At 70.1% G+C, this 17,465-nt stretch carries 22 protein-coding genes; 9 read left to right on the top strand and 13 right to left on the bottom strand.

Annotation, left to right across the window (positions count from 1 at the left end; translation table 11 throughout):
- Position 1: 1 nt before the first annotated feature.
- The 6 genes from resB to RR49_RS08955 form a co-directional block, all read right to left on the bottom strand.
- Positions 2 to 1,870 (bottom strand): cytochrome c biogenesis protein ResB, encoded by a 1,869-nt coding sequence (resB, locus tag RR49_RS08980; protein ID WP_045247747.1) that lies wholly within the window; start codon positions 1,868 to 1,870, stop codon positions 2 to 4.
- Complete coding sequence (locus RR49_RS08975; protein WP_045247746.1) at positions 1,851 to 2,591, bottom strand: cytochrome c biogenesis CcdA family protein; 741 nt, start codon at positions 2,589 to 2,591, stop codon at positions 1,851 to 1,853. The genes resB and RR49_RS08975 overlap by 20 nt, the downstream gene beginning before the upstream one ends.
- Positions 2,592 to 2,619: 28 nt before the next feature.
- A complete protein-coding gene (locus RR49_RS08970) occupies positions 2,620 to 3,228 on the bottom strand; it encodes a TlpA family protein disulfide reductase (protein WP_045247745.1) in 609 nt (202 codons plus the stop codon).
- Between the two features lie 2 nt (positions 3,229 to 3,230).
- Positions 3,231 to 3,860 (bottom strand): histidine phosphatase family protein, encoded by a 630-nt coding sequence (locus RR49_RS08965; protein ID WP_045247744.1) that lies wholly within the window; start codon positions 3,858 to 3,860, stop codon positions 3,231 to 3,233.
- A 50-nt stretch (positions 3,861 to 3,910) separates the two neighbouring features.
- Positions 3,911 to 4,630 carry a DedA family protein gene (locus RR49_RS08960; RefSeq protein WP_045247743.1) on the bottom strand — a complete coding sequence of 240 codons (720 nt, stop codon included), beginning with the start codon at positions 4,628 to 4,630 and terminating at the stop codon, positions 3,911 to 3,913.
- A 120-nt stretch (positions 4,631 to 4,750) separates the two neighbouring features.
- A complete protein-coding gene (locus RR49_RS08955) occupies positions 4,751 to 5,173 on the bottom strand; it encodes a DUF6264 family protein (protein WP_048808993.1) in 423 nt (140 codons plus the stop codon).
- 41 nt (positions 5,174 to 5,214) lie between these two features.
- On the opposite strand from RR49_RS08955, the gene aspS reads away from it, so the two are divergent.
- The 5 genes from aspS to RR49_RS08930 all read left to right on the top strand — a co-directional run bounded on the left by aspS (position 5,215) and on the right by RR49_RS08930 (position 10,667).
- A complete protein-coding gene (aspS, locus tag RR49_RS08950) occupies positions 5,215 to 6,558 on the top strand; it encodes an aspartate--tRNA(Asn) ligase (RefSeq protein ID WP_045247742.1) in 1,344 nt (447 codons plus the stop codon).
- 167 nt (positions 6,559 to 6,725) lie between these two features.
- Entirely contained in the window at positions 6,726 to 7,865 is a 1,140-nt protein-coding gene (locus RR49_RS08945; RefSeq protein WP_045247741.1) for an ABC transporter substrate-binding protein, read from the top strand.
- On the top strand, positions 7,862 to 8,773 hold the full coding sequence (locus tag RR49_RS08940) for an ABC transporter permease (RefSeq protein ID WP_045247740.1): 912 nt from the start codon (positions 7,862 to 7,864) through the stop codon (positions 8,771 to 8,773). The genes RR49_RS08945 and RR49_RS08940 overlap by 4 nt, the downstream gene beginning before the upstream one ends.
- Positions 8,770 to 9,564 carry an ABC transporter permease gene (locus tag RR49_RS08935; RefSeq protein WP_045247739.1) on the top strand — a complete coding sequence of 265 codons (795 nt, stop codon included), beginning with the start codon at positions 8,770 to 8,772 and terminating at the stop codon, positions 9,562 to 9,564. The genes RR49_RS08940 and RR49_RS08935 overlap by 4 nt, the downstream gene beginning before the upstream one ends.
- Positions 9,561 to 10,667 carry an ABC transporter ATP-binding protein gene (locus tag RR49_RS08930; RefSeq protein WP_045247738.1) on the top strand — a complete coding sequence of 369 codons (1,107 nt, stop codon included), beginning with the start codon at positions 9,561 to 9,563 and terminating at the stop codon, positions 10,665 to 10,667. Before RR49_RS08935 ends, RR49_RS08930 begins: the two co-directional genes overlap by 4 nt.
- Before the next feature lie 58 nt (positions 10,668 to 10,725).
- On the opposite strand, the gene RR49_RS08925 is transcribed toward RR49_RS08930, so the two are convergent.
- From RR49_RS08925 to RR49_RS08910, 5 genes are all read right to left on the bottom strand, one after another.
- The gene (locus RR49_RS08925; protein WP_045247737.1) at positions 10,726 to 11,028 is read right to left on the bottom strand and encodes a Dabb family protein; all 303 of its coding nucleotides are present in this window, start codon (positions 11,026 to 11,028) and stop codon (positions 10,726 to 10,728) included.
- On the bottom strand, positions 11,025 to 11,303 hold the full coding sequence (locus RR49_RS08920; protein ID WP_045247736.1) for a glutaredoxin family protein: 279 nt from the start codon (positions 11,301 to 11,303) through the stop codon (positions 11,025 to 11,027). Before RR49_RS08920 ends, RR49_RS08925 begins: the two co-directional genes overlap by 4 nt.
- A 36-nt stretch (positions 11,304 to 11,339) precedes the next feature.
- Entirely contained in the window at positions 11,340 to 11,633 is a 294-nt protein-coding gene (locus RR49_RS08915; protein ID WP_045247735.1) for a rhodanese-like domain-containing protein, read from the bottom strand.
- Positions 11,634 to 11,743: 110 nt separating this feature from the next.
- A complete protein-coding gene (locus RR49_RS15465; protein WP_003792170.1) occupies positions 11,744 to 11,842 on the bottom strand; it encodes a 30S ribosomal protein bS22 in 99 nt (32 codons plus the stop codon).
- Between the two features lie 81 nt (positions 11,843 to 11,923).
- Positions 11,924 to 12,115 carry a helix-turn-helix domain-containing protein gene (locus RR49_RS08910; RefSeq protein ID WP_045247734.1) on the bottom strand — a complete coding sequence of 64 codons (192 nt, stop codon included), beginning with the start codon at positions 12,113 to 12,115 and terminating at the stop codon, positions 11,924 to 11,926.
- A gap of 153 nt (positions 12,116 to 12,268) precedes the next feature.
- On the opposite strand from RR49_RS08910, the gene RR49_RS08905 reads away from it, so the two are divergent.
- Positions 12,269 to 12,706 (top strand): hypothetical protein, encoded by a 438-nt coding sequence (locus tag RR49_RS08905; RefSeq protein WP_045247733.1) that lies wholly within the window; start codon positions 12,269 to 12,271, stop codon positions 12,704 to 12,706.
- 10 nt (positions 12,707 to 12,716) lie between these two features.
- On the opposite strand, the gene RR49_RS08900 is transcribed toward RR49_RS08905, so the two are convergent.
- Positions 12,717 to 13,118, bottom strand: coding sequence for an ArsR/SmtB family transcription factor (locus RR49_RS08900; RefSeq protein ID WP_045247732.1), 402 nt, complete (start codon positions 13,116 to 13,118; stop codon positions 12,717 to 12,719).
- A gap of 115 nt (positions 13,119 to 13,233) precedes the next feature.
- On the opposite strand from RR49_RS08900, the gene RR49_RS08895 reads away from it, so the two are divergent.
- Entirely contained in the window at positions 13,234 to 14,625 is a 1,392-nt protein-coding gene (locus RR49_RS08895) for a TrkH family potassium uptake protein (RefSeq protein ID WP_045247841.1), read from the top strand.
- Positions 14,618 to 15,289, top strand: a complete 672-nt coding sequence (locus RR49_RS08890; RefSeq protein WP_045247731.1) for a potassium channel family protein — start codon at positions 14,618 to 14,620, stop codon at positions 15,287 to 15,289. The genes RR49_RS08895 and RR49_RS08890 overlap by 8 nt, the downstream gene beginning before the upstream one ends.
- 23 nt (positions 15,290 to 15,312) lie before the next feature.
- Here RR49_RS08890 and proC read toward each other — a convergent pair whose 3' ends face one another.
- Positions 15,313 to 16,149: a pyrroline-5-carboxylate reductase gene (proC, locus tag RR49_RS08885; protein ID WP_045247730.1), complete on the bottom strand. Its 837-nt coding sequence runs from the start codon at positions 16,147 to 16,149 to the stop codon at positions 15,313 to 15,315.
- A 131-nt stretch (positions 16,150 to 16,280) separates the two neighbouring features.
- On the opposite strand from proC, the gene RR49_RS08880 reads away from it, so the two are divergent.
- Positions 16,281 to 17,405 (top strand): alpha/beta hydrolase, encoded by a 1,125-nt coding sequence (locus RR49_RS08880; protein ID WP_045247729.1) that lies wholly within the window; start codon positions 16,281 to 16,283, stop codon positions 17,403 to 17,405.
- Positions 17,406 to 17,465 lie beyond the last annotated feature (60 nt).

Genomic DNA, 17,465 nt, shown 5'->3' with positions numbered 1-17,465 from the left:
TCTACGCGCGGCCGTTGTGGGCTTCGCCGGGAGTCGCGTCGTCGCCCGCGGGGGCATCGGAGGCGTCCGTCGACGCCTGCGGCGCCGTCTTCGCCGCCTTTGCGACCGACGTCGCATGGCGCTCGGCGAGCTGGGTCACCGCGACGGCGATCGCCGGGTCCTCGCCGCGCGCGAGCCCCGCGTACTCCAGGCGCAGCGCGCCGTCCTTCGGAGTGACCCGCACCCACATGCGGCGGCGCGGAATGAACAGCGCGGCCAGAAGCCCGGCCACGGCGAGCCCGGCGAACACCAGCACCCACACCGACGAGGCGTCGTGGTGGATCGACAGCGACACGAAGCGCTTCACCGACGCGGAGTAGTCGGTGCCGACCGCCTGCATCGTCTTCGAGGCGTCCAGGCTCCCGGTCACCAGAGTGGATGCCGACGGGTCGGCCTCGTTCACGAAGGTCACCGTGCCCCAGTCGTTCGGGAGCTTCGCGGTCTGCCCCGGCATGAGCTCGAGCGAGTTCACCCCGGTGGTGCCGCCGGTGAGCTGGGTCATGCCGGTCGGGTCGAGGGTGTACACCGAACGCGGTGTTCCGTCGTTGATGCCGAGGTCGCCGGCGTAGACGTTGAGGGTCAGCACCGGGTAGATCAGGTCGGGGTAGACCGAGCTGAACGCTCCCGTGGTCAGCGGCTGCATCGTCGGGTAGAAGAATCCGACGAGACCGAGCTGCTGCGGCAGCCCGTCGGGGATCTTCACGACGCCCAGCGAGGTCATGTTGTTGTCCTGCGGCAGGAACGGCACCGACTCGTTGTAGATCACCTTGCCGGCGGAGTCGCGCACGATGATCGTCGGCGCGTACCCGTTGCCCATCAGATAGACGCGGTCCCCGGCGACCTCGAGCGGATGGTTCACCCGCACCTCGTCCTGCTGGGCGGACCCGCCCTCCGTCTTGGTGGTCAGGTGGGCGACGAAGTCGCCGGCCTGGCCCGCGCCCGTGTCGCTGGCGGGCGTATAGGTCACGTCGAACTTGTCGAGGGTGAGCGAGAACGGGTCGAGCGCGTTGCCGTCGACGAAGCGTCCCGGATTGAACGACGAGTAGTCCTGCAGCTGGTTGACGAAGGTCGTGCCCTGCACGATGACCCGCTGCCCGGTGTAGGTGAACGCCCCGCCGACGCCGACCGCGATCAGCACTCCCACCAACGCGATGTGGAAGAGGAGGTTGCCCGTCTCGCGCAGATAGCCGCGCTCGGCCGACACGGAGTACGAGCCGCGGCCGTCGTAGCGGTGCACCCGGTAGCGGGCGCCACGCAGCATCCGCTCTGCGGCGTCGATCGCGTCCGCCGCGGCGGTCGTCGCATCGACGCCGTCGGCGAGCGTGAGGGTGGCGGCGCGGTGGTCGTCGAGGCGGGAGAGCCGAGCCGGCGTGCGCGGGGGGAGCGCCCGCATGGCCTTCCAGTGGTGCTTCAGACGCGGGATCACGCAGCCGATCAGCGAGATGAACAGCAGCAGGTAGATCGCCGAGAACCACGCCGACGAGTAGACGTCGAACAGCTGCAGCTTGTCGAGGATCGGGAACAGATCGGGGTGGTCGGTCTGGTACTGCGTGACGCCGTTCGGGTCCGCCGTGCGCTGCGGCACGATCGATCCGGGCACCGCGGCGATCGCCAGCAGCAGCAGCAGGATCAGGGCCGTGCGCATGCTCGTGAGCTGACGCCACGCCCACCGCGCCCAGCCGAGCGGACCGAGTCGCGGCGAAGTGACGGCGGATGCGGCATCCTTCTCGTCGACGGAGCCGACGGCGTCGGCCTCGTCGGCGCCGTCGATGTGGTCGGACGGGCGCAACGGGTCGGCGTCGCGACCGGACTCAGAGCGGGAGCGGGACACTCGAGAACACCCCCTGGAGGTGGGACATGAGGTCGGTCCACAGACCCGTGACCATGGCGAGGCCGACGAGGATGAGGAGCACGCCTCCGATGATGTTGACGACACGGATGTGGCGGCGGATGAACGCGACGGCGCCGGCCGCCCAGCCGAAGCCGAGGGCGATGAGCAGGAACGGGATGCCGAGCCCGAGCGAGTAGGCGAGGCCGAGCACGGCCCCCCGCCCCGCGGAGGCCTGCGTGAACGACATGCCGAGGATGATCGCGAGGGTCGGGCCGATGCAGGGCGCCCAGCCGATGCCGAGGGCCAGCCCCAGCAGCGGCGCCCCGATGAGGCCGAGGTTGCCGCGCACCACCGGCTTCAACGTGCGCTGCGCGAACCCGAACAGCCCGATGAACACGAGGCCGAGCAGGATGATCGCGACTCCCAGCACCCGCGTGATGATCGCGTTGTACGAGATGAGGAACGCGCCGAACGTGCCGCCGAGGATGTTCATCGCCATGAAGATCACGGTGAACCCGGCGATGAAGAGCACGACACCCAGCACGAGGCGTCCGCGCGTGGCCTGCCCGCCACCGCGGCGCGGAGCGACGGCGCCGCCGATGAATCCGAGATAGCCCGGCACCAGCGGCAGCACGCACGGCGAGAGGAAGGAGACGAGCCCTGCCAGCATCGCGATCGGGATCGCGAGCCAGAGGGCGCCGCCGGCGACGATGTCGCTCATGCGTGCCCCCGGGTCCGGCGGGCGCGGGTCACGACGTCTGCCCCGCCGTGGTGATCAACGAGGTGAGGATCGATGCGTCCGAGAGCTGACTCACGATGCGCGAGGACACGCGACCCTGCTTGTCGAGAACGACGGTGACCGGCACGGCGCTCAGCGGCACGTACTTCGCGAACGACATCTTGATGTCGCCGTTGTTGATCGCGATCACGCTCGGGTAGCTCACCCCGTAGGTCTGCGCGAACGAGCGCGACGTCTCGGCCTGGTCGTAGATGTTGACGCCGAGGAACTCGACGTCCTGCCCCTTCACGTCGGTGAACGCCTTCTCGAGCACGGGCGCCTCGGCGCGGCACGGGCCGCACGCGGCGTACCAGAAGTTCACGACGACGACCTTGCCGAGGTACTGGCTGCTCGTGACGTCGGTGCCCTGATCGGTCGTTCCCGAGAAGGTCACCGCGTCGCCGCGCTGGTCGGCGGGGATCTCCTGCACCTGGAAGTCGCCCGAGATGAAGCCCTTGTTGTCGCCGGCGCGGTACTGCGCGGCGAGCGAATCGTTGCTGCAGCCGGCCAGCACGAGGGCTGCGGCCGCGACGACGGCGGCGGCGATGACGCGGATGCCGCGGCGGTTGGGTCTGGTCATCGTCACACTGCTCCCACATCCACGGCGCCCGACAGCGACGCCGGCTCGACGTAATCGATCTCGACCCAGCGCTCGCCCCGTCGCTCGAAGCTGGTCACGCTGGAGAGCCCGCAGCGGCGCGACCGGGGGTCGTGCCGGAACGGGAGGCCCGCGACGGCGAGGTGCGTCACCCAGATCGGAAGCTGGTGCGAGACGACGACCACGTCGCCGGCGGCGGTCAGGTTCCACGCCTCGGTCATCGCGTCATCCATGCGCGCGGCGACCTGGGCGTAGGGCTCGCCCCAGCTCGGCACCGAGGGTCGCACGAGATGGCGCCAGTTCAGCGGGTTGCGCAGGGCGCGCGACATCCGCCGGCCCTCGAACACGTTCGTCGGCTCGATCACGCGCTCATCGACGCGCGGCTCGATGCCGAACAGCTCGGTAAACGGCTCGGCCGACTCCCGGGTGCGCTGCAGCGGCGAGCACACGAGCGCCCCGACCGGGCGCCCCAGCCCGTGCACGTATTCGGCGGCGCGGCGGGCCATGACCCGACCGTCGGCGCTCAGCCGGAAGTTCGGCAGACGTCCGTACAGGACGTGATCGGGGTTATGGACCTCACCGTGACGCACGAGATGCAGTCGGTCGGCGGACACCCGCACAGTTTACGGGCGCTGCTTCTGTGTCTGGCCTGAGCGGCGGGCGCTCAGGCCTCGTCGACCGACCCGCGTCGGGTGCGCAGCAGCTGGCGCACCCGCACCCACCCGAACCAGGCGACCCCGATCACGACGGCGGCGATCACGACGTATTGCAGGATGTCGGCGTACTGCTCGATGACCGGCCACGACTCGCCGAGGAAGAATCCGGCGAGAACGGACGCGGTGTTCCAGATCGCGCTGCCCGCGGTCGTGAGCAGCGTGAACCGCCACAACGGCATGCGGGTGACACCGGCCGGGATGGAGATGAGGCTGCGGAAGATCGGGATCATCCGCCCGAAGAACACCGCCTTCGCCCCGTGTCGGCCGAACCACTCCACGGTGCGGTCGACGTCCTCGACGTGCAGCAGTGGCACCTTCGCCGCGACGCGGCGGAGCCGATCCAGCCCGAGCCATGCTCCGATGCCGTAGAGGATGAGCGCGCCGACGACCGAACCGAGCGTCGTCCAGACGAGTGCCTCGGCGAGCGTGAACATGCCGCGGTTGGCGGCGAACCCCGCGAGCGGAAGGATCGCCTCGCTCGGCAGTGGCGGGAAGAGGTTCTCGAGCGCGATCGCGATGCCCGCACCGACCGGGCCGATGACGTCCATGAGTGAGACGACCCACTCGACGAGGGCGCCGAGCCACGAGTCATCCGGTTCATCGGATGCCGCGGCCCGCAGTGTCGCGGCGGGACGGAAGGGGGGAGCGGCCAGGGCGGCGTCGGTCATCGGACATCCTCGGGGTCGGCAGTGTCGGCCATGCGGAACGGTGATCGGCGCGCCGCGAGGCGCACTCGTCCGACCCTATGAAGCCGACATCCCAAAGGGCTGGGAGCCCCTGCGGCGCGGTCAGCGCAGGTTCGCCGACCCGAACACGATCGCCGCGCCGCCACACCACGCGAGCGCCATCAGCACGAGCGCGACGAGCGGAACCCAGAACGCCAGCCGCCGCCGCACGAGCAGCACGATCGCGACCACGGCCGCCACGACCAGCACGGCCCACGGTGCGATCATCGCGACGAAGAAACCGGCGGTGCCGAGGCCGTCATTGCAGGTGTCGCTCGAGCACGCGTCGAACGCGAACACGAGGAACACCGCCATGTACGAGGCGATGAGCGCCGGCACGATCAGCAAGACCAGCAGCACGATCGTCAGCACCAGGTCCCAGGTGCGGCGCACCCCCGGCGCGGTCACCGCGACCGGCGCGGGCGGCAGCGGCGACCCGACGGGCGGTTGCGGAGGCCCCGCGGGCGGCACCGGCGGCTGGCTCATGCCGTCATGCTAGAGGCGGGCCGCACGTAGACTGAAGGTTTGTGAGCGAACGCGTCCTCGTCAAGCAGCTGAAGTCCCTCCCCGAAGGACCGGTCCGGGTGTCCGGCTGGGTCGAGACGGTGCGCGATCAGAAGAAGGTGCAGTTCGTCATCCTGCGCGATGAGACCGGCGCCGTGCAGCTGGTGAACCCCGCAACCCGCGAGGCGACCGACGATGCGGATGCCGCGGCATCCGTCGCCCTCGCCCTCACCGAGGAGATCTCGGCGCTCGCGAGCGGCACGTTCCTCACGGTCACGGGAGAGCTGAAGCACGACGAGCGGGTGAAGCTCGGCGGCGTCGAGATCAAGATCGCGACGCTCGAGGTCGCGGCGGCGGCCAACCCCGAGACCCCGATCGCCGCCGACAGCGGTCTCGACAAGCGCATGGACTGGCGCTTCCTCGACCTGCGCCAGGCCCGCAACAACCTCATCTTCCGCGTGCAGACGACCTTCGAGCACGCGCTGCGCACCTACTGGGTGGAGCGCGACTACATCGAGATCCACTCCCCCAAGCTCATGGCTAGCCCGTCGGAGTCGAACGCGGAGCTGTTCTCCCTCGACTACTTCGAGGACAAGACCGCCTACCTCGCCCAGAGCCCGCAGTTCTTCAAGCAGATGGCGCAGTCGGCCGGCTTCGGCAAGATCTTCGAGATCGCGCCGGCCTTCCGCGCCGACCCCAGCTTCACCAGCCGCCACGCCACCGAGTTCACCTCGGTCGACGCGGAGATCAGCTGGATCGACTCCCACGAGGACGTCGCCCACATGCAGGAGGAGCTGCTGCAGACCGCGTTCCAGGCGGTCAAGGACACGCACGGCGCCGAGATCGAAGAGCTGTTCGGCATCGAGGTGCAGGTGCCCGCGGTGCCGTTCCCGCGCATCCCCCTCGCCGAGGCCCGGCAGATCGTCGCCGACCGGGGCTACGAGATCCCCCGCACCGACGGCGACCTCGACCCAGAGGGCGAGCGCCAGATCTCCGCCTACGTGCAGGAGACCTACGGCCACCAGTTCGTCTTCATCACCGACTACCACCCCGAGATCCGTGCGTTCTACCACATGCGCGACGCCGAGACGGGACTCACCAAGTCGTACGACCTGCTGTTCAAGGGCGTCGAGATCACGACCGGCGCGCAGCGCGAGCACCGCGTCGACGTGCTCATCGAGCAGGCGAAGGAGAAGGGGCTCGACCCCGCCCACCTCGACTTCTACCTCGACTTCTTCCGCTACGGCGCCCCGCCGCACGGCGGCTTCGGCATGGGCCTCGCCCGCGTGCTCATGCTGCTGCTGGGCGAGGCGTCGATCCGCGAGGTCACCTACCTCTTCCGCGGTCCCACGCGCCTCGCGCCGTGATCACGGCGCGGTGAGCGCCGACACCGGATGCCGCGGCATCCGGTGTCACCGACCCGTCACCTGACGGACACCTGACGCTCTCACCGGCGCCACTCGCCGCACGTACGTTCCTCTCGTCCCGGTGCGGGGTTCCCGAACCCCCGCCACACCATCCGAGAGGAACTGACATGACCCACACGCGCGCACTCCTGCGCCGTGCCGGCGCCGGCATCGCCGTCGCCGCAGCCGCTTCCGTCGTGCTCGCCGGCTGCGCCGGCGGCAGCTCGTCGACGAGCTCTTCGGGCGGCGTCGACGCGAAGACGGCGACCAGCATCTCCGACTTCGGTTCGCTCACCGCCCTCGAGGCCGCAGCCAAGGCCGAGGGCCAGCTCAACGTCATCGCACTCCCCCACGACTGGGCCAACTACGGCGCCGTCATCGACGCGTTCAAGAAGAAGTACCCCGAGATCACCGTCAACGAGGCCTCGCCCGACGCGTCGAGCGCCGAGGAGATCCAGGCCGCGACCTCGAACCAGGGCCTGGACACCGCGCCCGACGTGTTCGACCTCGGCCTCACTGTCACGCTGCAGAACACGGACAAGTTCGCCCCCTACAAGGTGCAGACCTGGGCAGACATCCCCGACACCCTCAAGGAGTCGTCGGGTCTCTACTACGGCGACTACGGCGGGTACATGGCCATCGGCTACGACTCGTCGAAGTACCCCGCCCCGACCTCGCTGAACGACCTGCTCGGCTCGGCGTACAAGGGCGCGGTCGCCCTCAACGGCGACCCGACCCAGGCGGGCGCGGCCTTCGCCGCGGTGGGTCTTGCCACCGTGCAGTCGGGCGGCACGCTGGATGACTACCAGGCGGGCATCGACTTCTTCCAGAAGCTCAACAAGGCCGGCAACCTGCTCAAGGTCGACGTGACCAGCTCCACGGTCGCCAGCGGCGAGACCCCCGTCGTCTTCGACTGGGACTACCTGAACCTCGCCCACAAGAAGGACAACGCGAACTGGAAGGTCGCGATCCTTCCCGGCACCGGCTACGCCGGCTACTACAACCAGGCGATCAACAAGGATGCCCCGCACCCGGCGGCTGCGCGCCTGTGGGAGGAGTTCCTCTACAGCGACGAGGCGCAGAACCTTTGGCTCGCCGGCGGCGCCCGCCCGGCCCGCATGGCGGCCATGACCACGGCCGGCACGATCGACGCGACCCTCGCGGCGGAGCTGCCGACCGCGCCCACCCAGAGCGTCGTGCCGACCGCGGCCCAGAGCACGGCTGCGGGCACCCTGCTCGGCGCCAAGTGGGCGGCGGCCGTTCAGTGACGTCAGTCGCTTCGGCGACACGGACCGCCGGGCCCGGCGCACTCGCGCCGGCCCGGCGGCCCCGTCGGGACTGGGCCTGGATCGGCCTGGTCCCGTTCGCCGCATATGTGCTGATCTTCCTCGCGCTGCCGACGGTGCTCGCCATCGGCTCCGGCTTCTTCACGAAGAAGGGCGCGTTCACCCTCGACAACATCGCCGCACTCGGCGACCCGGTCATCCTCGCGACGTTCTGGAACTCCACGTGGGTCTCGGTGCTCACCGCGCTGGTCGGAGCGATCGTCGGCGCACTCGCCTGCTACGCGATGCTCGGCCTGTCGGAGTCGGGTGTGGTCCGCACCTCCGTGAACGCGGTGTCGGGCACGTTCGCACAGTTCGGCGGCGTCACGCTCGCGTTCGCGATGATCGCGACGATCGGTCTGCAGGGAGTCGTCACGAAGTTCCTCGCGACGACCTTCGGCATCGATCTCTACGCCGGCGGCGCCTGGATCTACGGCCTGCCCGGCCTCATCCCCGCCTACCTCTACTTCCAGATCCCGCTCATGGTCATCACGTTCATGCCCGCCCTGTCGGCACTGCGGCCGCAGTGGGTCGAGGCGAACCTCACCCTCGGGGGCACCCGTGCCGGTTTCTGGCTGCACGTGGGCTTCCCGGTGCTGGCCCCGAGCTTCCTCGCCAGCCTCCTGCTCCTGTTCGCGAACGCGTTCTCGTCGTATGCGACGGCCGCGGCCCTCGCCAGCCAGGGCTCGCAGATCGTGCCGCTGCAGATCCGCGCGGCGCTCACGAGCGAGACCGTGCTCGGCCGCGAGAACCTCGCGGGTGCGCTCGCGCTCGGCATGATCGTCGTCGTGGGCGTCGCGATGGCCGTCTACAACGCGGTGCAGCGGCGGGCAGCGAGGTGGCAGCGATGAAGGGCCTCGCTCCGCACCCCGTCACCCGCTGGGTCATCGGCATCCTCGTGGGGCTGTTCTTCGCCATCCCCATGGTCGCGACTCTGCTCTACACGCTGCGCGACGGCGACGGCTATTCACTCGTGCACTGGGCGACCCTCTTCGATCCCGCGAGCGCATACCTGCTGCGCCCGTTGTGGCTCGCGATCGGCAACTCGCTCATCATCGCGGTCGTCACGGTGGTGATCGTGCTCGTGTTGCTCGCACCCACGATCGTGCTCGTGAACCTGAAGTTCCCCCGCCTGCGCCGAGTGTTCGAGTTCGTCGCGCTGCTGCCGATCTCGATCCCCGCGATCGTGCTCGTGGTGGGGCTCGTGCCGGTCTACCTGCAGATCGGACGCACCATCGGCACGGCCCCGTGGACGCTCGCGTTCGCCTACGGCATCACGGCGCTGCCGTTCGCGTTCCGCTCGATCCAGGCGTCGGTCGACGCGATCGACCTGCGCACCCTGACCGAGGCCGCGCGCACGCTCGGGTCGGGGTGGCTCACCGTGCTCCTTCGCGTGCTCGCGCCGAACCTGCGTCCGGGGCTGCTCGCGGCATCCCTTCTCACCGTCGCCGTCGTGCTGGGCGAGTTCACGATCGCGTCGATCCTGAACCGCCAGGTGCTCCAGACCGCGCTCCTCGTGGTCGGAAAGACCGACGCCTATCTGCCGGCGATCTTCACCCTGCTCTCGCTCGCAGCCGTGTTCGTGCTGCTGCTCGTCATCGGCCGCGTCGGACGCGACCGTTCCGAAAGGACCCGCTCATGACCTCCGATCTGCGAGCACTGCCGCGCACCGGCGACAATCTGCTCCTCGCCGCTCAGGGCGATGGCACCCGCGTCGAGTTCCGCGGCGTCACGAAGGACTACGGCACGACGCGCGTACTGCACGGGGTCGACCTCGACATCGCGCCGGGCGAGTTCGTCTCCCTGCTGGGTCCCTCGGGATGCGGCAAGACGACGGCCCTGCGGGTGCTCGCCGGCCTCGAGCGTGAGACCTCGGGGGCGGTTCTGCTGGGCGAGAAGGATGTCTCGTCGGTGCCGACCAACAAGCGCGACATCGGCATGGTGTTCCAGGCCTACAGTCTCTTCCCGCACCTGCGGGTCGTCGAGAACACGGCCTTCGGCCTGCGCCGCCGCGGCGTGGGCAAGGCCGAGGCGACGCGACGCGCGACCGACGCGCTCGCGCTCGTCGGGCTCGACCACCTCGCCGATCGCTTCCCGCACCAGCTGTCGGGCGGTCAGCAGCAGCGCGTCGCGCTCGCCCGCGCGCTGGTCACCGAGCCGCGCGTGCTCCTGCTCGACGAGCCGCTGTCGGCGCTCGATGCGAAGGTGCGCGTGCAGCTGCGCGACGAGATCCGCCGCATCCAGTTGCGCCTGGGCATCACGACGCTGTTCGTGACGCACGATCAGGAGGAGGCGCTCGCCGTCTCCGATCGCATCGCCGTGATGAACGCGGGTCGCATCGAGCAGGTGGGCACGCCTGAGGAGCTCTATCTGCGCCCGGCGAGCGCGTATGTCGCCGGCTTCGTCGGCCTGTCGAGCGCCGTTCCGGGCCGCGCGACCGGCACGAGCGTCGATGTGTGGGGCATACAGCTTCCGGTACAGGGCGAGCCCGTCGTCGGCGAGGTCGACGTGTTCGTGCGCCCCGAGAACGTGCGGCTCGTCGCCCCCGGCGACCATGCGGTGCCGGCGATCGTGCAGGAGAGCACGTTCCTCGGGAGCTTCCGCCGCACCCTCGTGCGCACGGCCGACGGCTCCCTCGTGCGCCTGCAGCATTCCGCCGGCGACCGCGTGGAGTTCGACGAAGCGGTGCATCTGACGATCGACGCCGTCCCGGTGTCGGTGCGTCCGGCGGCCCCCGACGCGTGAGACGCCGTCCGTCGCCGCGTCGGGTGCACGGCGCGGCGGCGGGCGCGGTACGCGCGGGTCAGACCTCGAAGTCGACCGAGAGCCGGGAGGCCACGACGCTGCGGATGTAGCCCGCGGCCTCCTGGTGGGCGGGGTGCGTCTGATACGCCTCGAGTCCGGCGAGATCGTCGACGTCGATGACGACGGCGACATCGGCGTTCACATCGGCGTAGGCCACGTTCGGTCCGGCAGAGATCGCCCGGATCGAGGGAACCACCCCGTCGAGGGCGAGCAGGCGACGCGCGACCTCGGCGGCCTGCTCCGCACGCTCGGCGGGATCTGTCGCCGCGAGCGTCCAGGCGACGACATGCCGCAGCGTCACGAGGCGCTCACCGCGTGGAGCGACTCGGTCACCGCGTCGCGCAGCCGCTCCGGCGCGACCCGCCAATGGGCGTGCACGCGGCCGTCGATCAGCACGACCGGGATCTTCTCCCACCAGAGGTCGAACAGCTCGGGATTCTCGAGAATGGATGCCTCGGCCACCACGACACGGTCGGCGTCGGCGTCGGGCAAGTCGGCGACGACCTGCTCGATGACGCCGCGAGCGACGTCGCAGAGGTGGCATCCGTCTTTGCCGATGAGGGTGATCTCGGTCACGGGGTCATCCTAGGAAGAGGGGCGGACAGTGCCCGGTCACTGCTCCACGGCGAAGCCGGCCGAGACCCACTCGCCCGTGCCGCCCTCGACGTTGGTGGCATCGTAGCCGCGTGCCTCGAGCGCCTGCACCGCGCGGGCGGATCGGCCGCCGAGCTGGCAGATGACGTTGAACGCACCGTCGGGCAGCGCGTCGAGGTTGTCGCCGAGCGTGGACAGGGGGATGTTCACGGCGCCGGGCACGTGGCCGGCGGTGAACTCGTCGACCTCACGCACGTCGACGAGGGGCACGTCGGACTGCTCGTGGAGCTGCTGCACGGTGATGGACTTCATGCTCTGAAGCGTACTGGGCGTGTGCGCCCGGGAAGGCCGCCCGGAGCAAACACGAAGCGCCCATCCTCACGGACAGGCGCTTGTGTCAGTACCGCTGGTGCGGCGGCCGCTCACTTCTTGTTGCGGCGCTGGTGGCGAGTCTTGCGAAGCAGCTTGCGGTGCTTCTTCTTCGCCATGCGCTTGCGGCGCTTCTTGATGACAGAACCCACGGAAAACCTCACTGGTCGGCGGTTTGGGTGCGCCCGATGCGCACCCGGGAACGGGCAATCGAAAAAATGCCTCGGATCAGTCTAGCCGACGTCGGCCGCGGGACGCGTCACGACCTCGTCGACGGCGCTCGCGGGCACGCGGAAGCTGCGCCCGAAGCGCACCGCGGGAAGCTCCCCGGAGTGCACGAGGCGATAGACCGTCATCTTCGAGACCCGCATCACGTCGGCGACCTCGGCGACCGTCAAGAACTGCACGTCGGGCAGCCCCGTCATGGTTTTCCCTTCCCCCCAGCAACACGCGTCACACGCGTAACGCACATCGTAGGGGTCGCGCGACTTCCGTGTAAACACGGGAGACGGCGGATCCCCAGCGACTTCATCGACGCATGATGAGCGGCATCCACCTCCGGCGCGCATCATGCCGCCATGTCCGACTCGACGACCCCCGATCAGCCCACCGTGCCGCTGCCCGCGAACCACCACGCCGGCGGTGCCGCCGGCGAGCTCACCCCCTCGTATGCAGCGGATGCCGCGGCATCCGCACCGCCCGCACCGCCCGCGGCGACGGGTTCGGCGGCCACGCCGCCACCCGCCCGCAGCCGCCGCGGGTGGATCATCGGAGGCTCGATCGCGGGCGGCCTGATCCTGCTCGCCCTGACCTTCGGCGGCGGCGTCGCGGTCGGATGGGTCGGAGCACACATCCAGGTCGCCGTGTCGAACTCGATGCACACGCGCGGCGGTCAAGGCGGGATGATGCCCGGCTACGGCAACGGGAGCGGCGGCCAGGGCGGCTACGGCCCGTTCGGCCACCAGCGCGGCAACGGGTCCAACTCAAGCAACGGCAACGGCTCGAGCAACGGCTGAGCCGAGCGGCTCAGCGGCCGGGGAGCTTCTTCAGCGCCGTGGTCACGACGTGACCGACGGATGCCGCGGCGCGCCCCACGACCTCCGCCGCGTGCGCGGCGGGCTCGGGCAGCACGGCGCTCAACGCCTCACCCTCGGGCAGATCGAAGAACGGCAGCAGCCAGTCGTCGACCTCGTCGAGGGGTGACGCCGACAGGCTGTAGTAGCGGTGCTGGCCGTCTTCACGCACCGAGACGAGCTCGGCCTCGCGCAACACCTTCAGGTGCTTGGACACCGTCGGCTGGCTCACCCCGAGCTCCTGCACGATCAGCGAGACACTCGTTCCGGTCTCGGCGGTGCGCGACCGCTCGAGAAGGAACGAGAGGATGTCGCGCCGGGTCGCGTCCGCGATCACGCCGAAGATGTCCGCCATGTGCCTAGGTTAGCCGGGGCTCGTGGCCGCTACCATGACAGGCGCGGCGACGAGAGGGGCAGCGGTGGCAGGCGAGGTGTCCACACCCGGCCCCGCACGCGCCCTCGGCACCTGGATCGCCCGGTTCGCCCGCGACATCCGCGATCTGTCGACCGCCTCTCCCGCCCGTTTCGCGGTGCTGGTGTTCACCGCCCTGATCCTCGTGTTCACGGGTCTGCTGTCGCTCCCGGCCGCAGCGGCCGACGGACGCGCGACCCCGTTCGTCGACGCGCTGTTCACCGCCGTCTCGACAGTGTGCGTCACGGGGCTCGCCACCGTCGACATGGCCGCGCACTGGTCGGCGTTCGGCCACGTCATCATCTACGTCGGCGTCAACGTCGGCGGGATGGGTGTGCTGACTCTCGCCTCGATCATGGGGCTCGTGATCTCGAAGCGCCTGGGTCTGCGAGCCAAGCTCATCGCCGCGAGCGACACCAATCCGCTCCGAGCCCACGCCGGCCCCGTCAACGAGGGCCAGACCGTGCGGCTGGGCGAGGTGGGCCAGCTGCTGCGCACCGTCGCACTGTCGACGCTGGTGATCGAGGCGGTCATCTCGGTGCTGCTCTACCCGTCGATCCTGCTCGCGGGCATCGACCCGCTCACCGCGTTGTGGCAGGCGCCCTACTACGCGGCCATGTCGTTCACGAACACCGGCTTCACCCCGAACCCGGGCGGACTCGCCCCGTTCGCACACGACTACGTCTTCCTCACGACCCTCATGGTGAGCGTGTTCCTCGGCAGCATCGGCTTCCCCGTGATCTACACGCTGGCCCGGCACCGCTGGCACGTGCGCCGATGGTCGCTCCACGCGAAGCTCACCCTCATCACGACCGTGGTGCTCTTCCTCGCCGGCGCGGTGGTCTTCCTCACGCTCGAGTACGCCAACCCGAAGACGTTCGGCAGCATGGACGCCTTCGACACCACCTTCCAGTCGTTCTTCCTCTCCGCCATGACCCGCTCCGGCGGCTTCTCCGTGGTGAACATCGGGGATCTCAACGGGTCGTCGCTCGTGGTCGGGTCGATGCTGATGTTCGTGGGCGGCGGCTCGGCCTCGACCGCCGGCGGCATCAAGGTCACGACGCTCGCCGTGCTCGCCCTCGCGGTGTGGTCGGAGGCACGCGGACGCCCGTCAGTGAACGCGTTCGGCCGCCGTATCCCGAGCGACGTGCAGCGGGTCGCGCTCTCGGTCGTCGCCTGGGGCGCGACGATCGTCGCCGCCTCGACGATCACGATCGCGCAGATCACGCAGGCCCCGATCGCCGATGTGCTCTTCGACGTGATCTCCGCATTCGGCACCGTGGGGCTCTCGACGGGGCTCACTGCCGAGCTCCCCGACCCGGCCGCCTACGTGATGGCGGTCACGATCTTCATGGGCCGCATTGGTACAGTCACACTGGCCGCGGCCGTGGCGGCGTCGTCGCGCTCGCAGCTCTACACGTTCCCCACCGAGAGGCCGATCGTTGGTTGAAAAGGTGCGCAGCGATGCCCCGGTGCTCGTCATCGGGCTGGGCCGGTTCGGGGCCGCATGCGCGGGTGAGCTCGACCGTCTCGACCGCGAGGTGCTCGCGATCGACGACAGCGCGGAACTCGTGCAGAAGTGGTCGGACCGGGTCACCCACACCGTGCAGGCCGACGCCCGCAACATCGACGCCCTGCGGCAGATCGGGGCGCAGGACTTCCAGGTGGCCGTCGTCGCCGTCGGTTCTCTCATCGAGGCGTCCGTGCTCATCACCGCGAACCTGGTCGATCTGAAGGTGCCGCAGATCTGGGCGAAGGCGGTGAGCCAGTCCCACGGCAAGATCCTCGCCCGCGTCGGGGCGAACCACGTCATCTACCCCGAGCGAGAGGCCGGCGAGCGCGTCGCGCACCTCGTCAGCGGCCGCATGCTCGACTTCATCCGCTTCGACGACGACTTCGTGCTCGCCAAGCTCTACCCGCCGAAGTTCCTGCGGGGAGTCGCCCTGAGCGCCTCGGGCGTGCGCACGAAGTTCAACGTCACCGTCGTGGGCGTGAAGTCGCCCGGCAAGCCGTTCCGCTACGCCGAGGCCGACACCGTCGTCACCGCGCACGACCTGGTGATCGTGTCGGGCACGAACGGCGACGTCGAGAGGTTCGCGGCGCTCGAGCGTTGACGGATGCCGCGGCATCCGCTCTCTCAGGCGCCGGCGGCGAGCTCCCGAGCACGGGCGAGGGCCGCATCGGTCGCGCGACCGAGCAGCTCGTCGAGATGGGCGTCCTGCAGCACCGCGATCGCCCGCTCGGTCGTGCCCTTCGGGCTCGTCACCTGGCGGCGCAGCTCGGCCGGATCCTCGCCGGTCGCCGCGAGCAGCGCCGCAGCACCGATCACCGTCTGCTCGGCCATGAGCCGCGCATCCGCGGGCGAGAATCCCTTGGCGAGCGCGGCCTTGGTGAGCTCCTCGACGAAGAGGAAGAGGTAGGCGGGCCCGGAGCCCGAGATCGTCGACAGTGCGTCGATCTTGTCCTCGGGCACCTCGACGACGGCCCCCACGGTCTCGAAGAGCCGTCGCACGAGCGCGACGTGCGCGGCATCCGCCGTCGTGCCCGCGGCGAGTCCGGTCACCGCCCGCCCGACGGTCGCCGGGGTGTTCGGCATCGAGCGCAGCACCACGACGCCGTCACCGAGGATGCGCTCGAACGTGGCCACAGTCACGCCCGCCGCGAGGCTCACGACGATCGTGCCGGGGCGCAGCACGGGGGCGACGGCCTCGAGCAGGTCTGGCACCATCGCGGGCTTCACGCCGATCAGCACGATGTCGGCGCCGGCGGCCGCGGTGAGGTTGGCGTCGGGATGCGCCTCGAGGGCGATCGATGCGAGCCCCGCGATGCCGTCGAGCGTCGCGGCCTTCGCCGCCGAGCGGTTCGTGACGACGATGCCACGGGAGGATCCGGATGCCGCGACTCCGCGGGCGATCGCACCCCCCATCGAGCCTGCTCCGAGGATGGCGATGGGGGGAAGCTGCGCGTCGACCATGTCGCCATCCTAAAGTTCACGCGGCAGGACCGATGATCGACCTGAAAGTTCATTCACATGGCGGCACGGCGCGACTATCATCGGCAGTGTCGGGGCGGTGCCGCCTCGGCTGAGCCGCGGAGGGACGCCCGATGACCACCCAGCCCGATCTGTTCGACGGAATCGTCGCCCGCACCGTCGCGACCGACCGCCTCGCGGTCAACGTGCTCCTGCGCGAGGACGACGACCCGACCACTCCCGCCGATCGCACCGTCGTGCTGGTGCACGGCAACGTGTCGTCCGCGCTGTTCTGGCAGGAGATCATGCAGGACCTCCCCGGGGACGTGCGGGTGATCGCCGTCGACCTGCGCGGGTTCGGCGGGAGCGAGAGCCTGCCCATCGACGCGACCCGCGGGGTGCGCGACTTCAGCGACGACGTGCATGCGACGCTCGAGGCCCTCGGGGTCGCCGCGCCCCACCTCGTCGGCTGGTCGATGGGAGGCGGCGTCGTGATGCAGTACGCGATCGACCACCCCGTGGCATCCCTCACTCTGCAGGCACCGGTCTCTCCCTACGGCTTCGGCGGCACCCGCCGCGACGGCAGCCGCCTGACCGACGACGACGCCGGCACCGGCGGCGGCGGAGCGAACCCGGACTTCGTGCAGCGCCTCACCGACCACGACACCAGCGCCGACGCCCAGACGTCGCCGCGCAGCGTCTTCCGATCCGGATACGTCGCCCCGGGCTTCGAGAGCGAGCACGAGGACGCCTGGGTCGCCTCGATGCTCACGACCTCCACCGCCACGGGCAACTACCCCGGCGATGCCGTGGCGAGCGAGAACTGGCCCGGATTCGGGGCCGGCCGCATCGGCGTGCTGAACACCATGGCGCCGGGCTACTTCAACACGTCCGGCATCGTCGGTCTCGCCGTCAAGCCCCCGGTGCTGTGGGTGCACGGCGACGCCGACGCCATCGTGTCCGACGCGTCGTTCTTCGACCTCAACCACCTCGGGGCGCTCGGCATCATCCCCGGCTGGCCCGGGGCGGACGCCGCGCCCGCCCAGGAGATGGTCTCCCAGACCCGTGACGTGCTCGAGGCCTACGCCGCCGGCGGCGGCGAGGTCACCGAGCTGCTGCTGCCCGGCGTCGGCCACTCGCCGCACCTCGAGCGCCCCGCCGAGGTGCGGCGCGCACTCCTCAGTCACATCGGCTACGTGGGCCGACCCGTCGACCCTGCGCCGCCCACCGAGACGATCGTGCTGCGCTCGGCCGACTGACCGGGCCCGGGGCGCCCGGAACGGCGAGGGATGCCTCCGGCCCGGGACGGGGCATCCCTA

This window comes from Microbacterium ginsengisoli, assembly GCF_000956535.1.
GTDB lineage: Bacteria > Actinomycetota > Actinomycetes > Actinomycetales > Microbacteriaceae > Microbacterium > Microbacterium ginsengisoli.
Note: the sequence above shows the minus strand (reverse complement) of the source record. Positions and strands in the feature narration are given on the sequence as shown.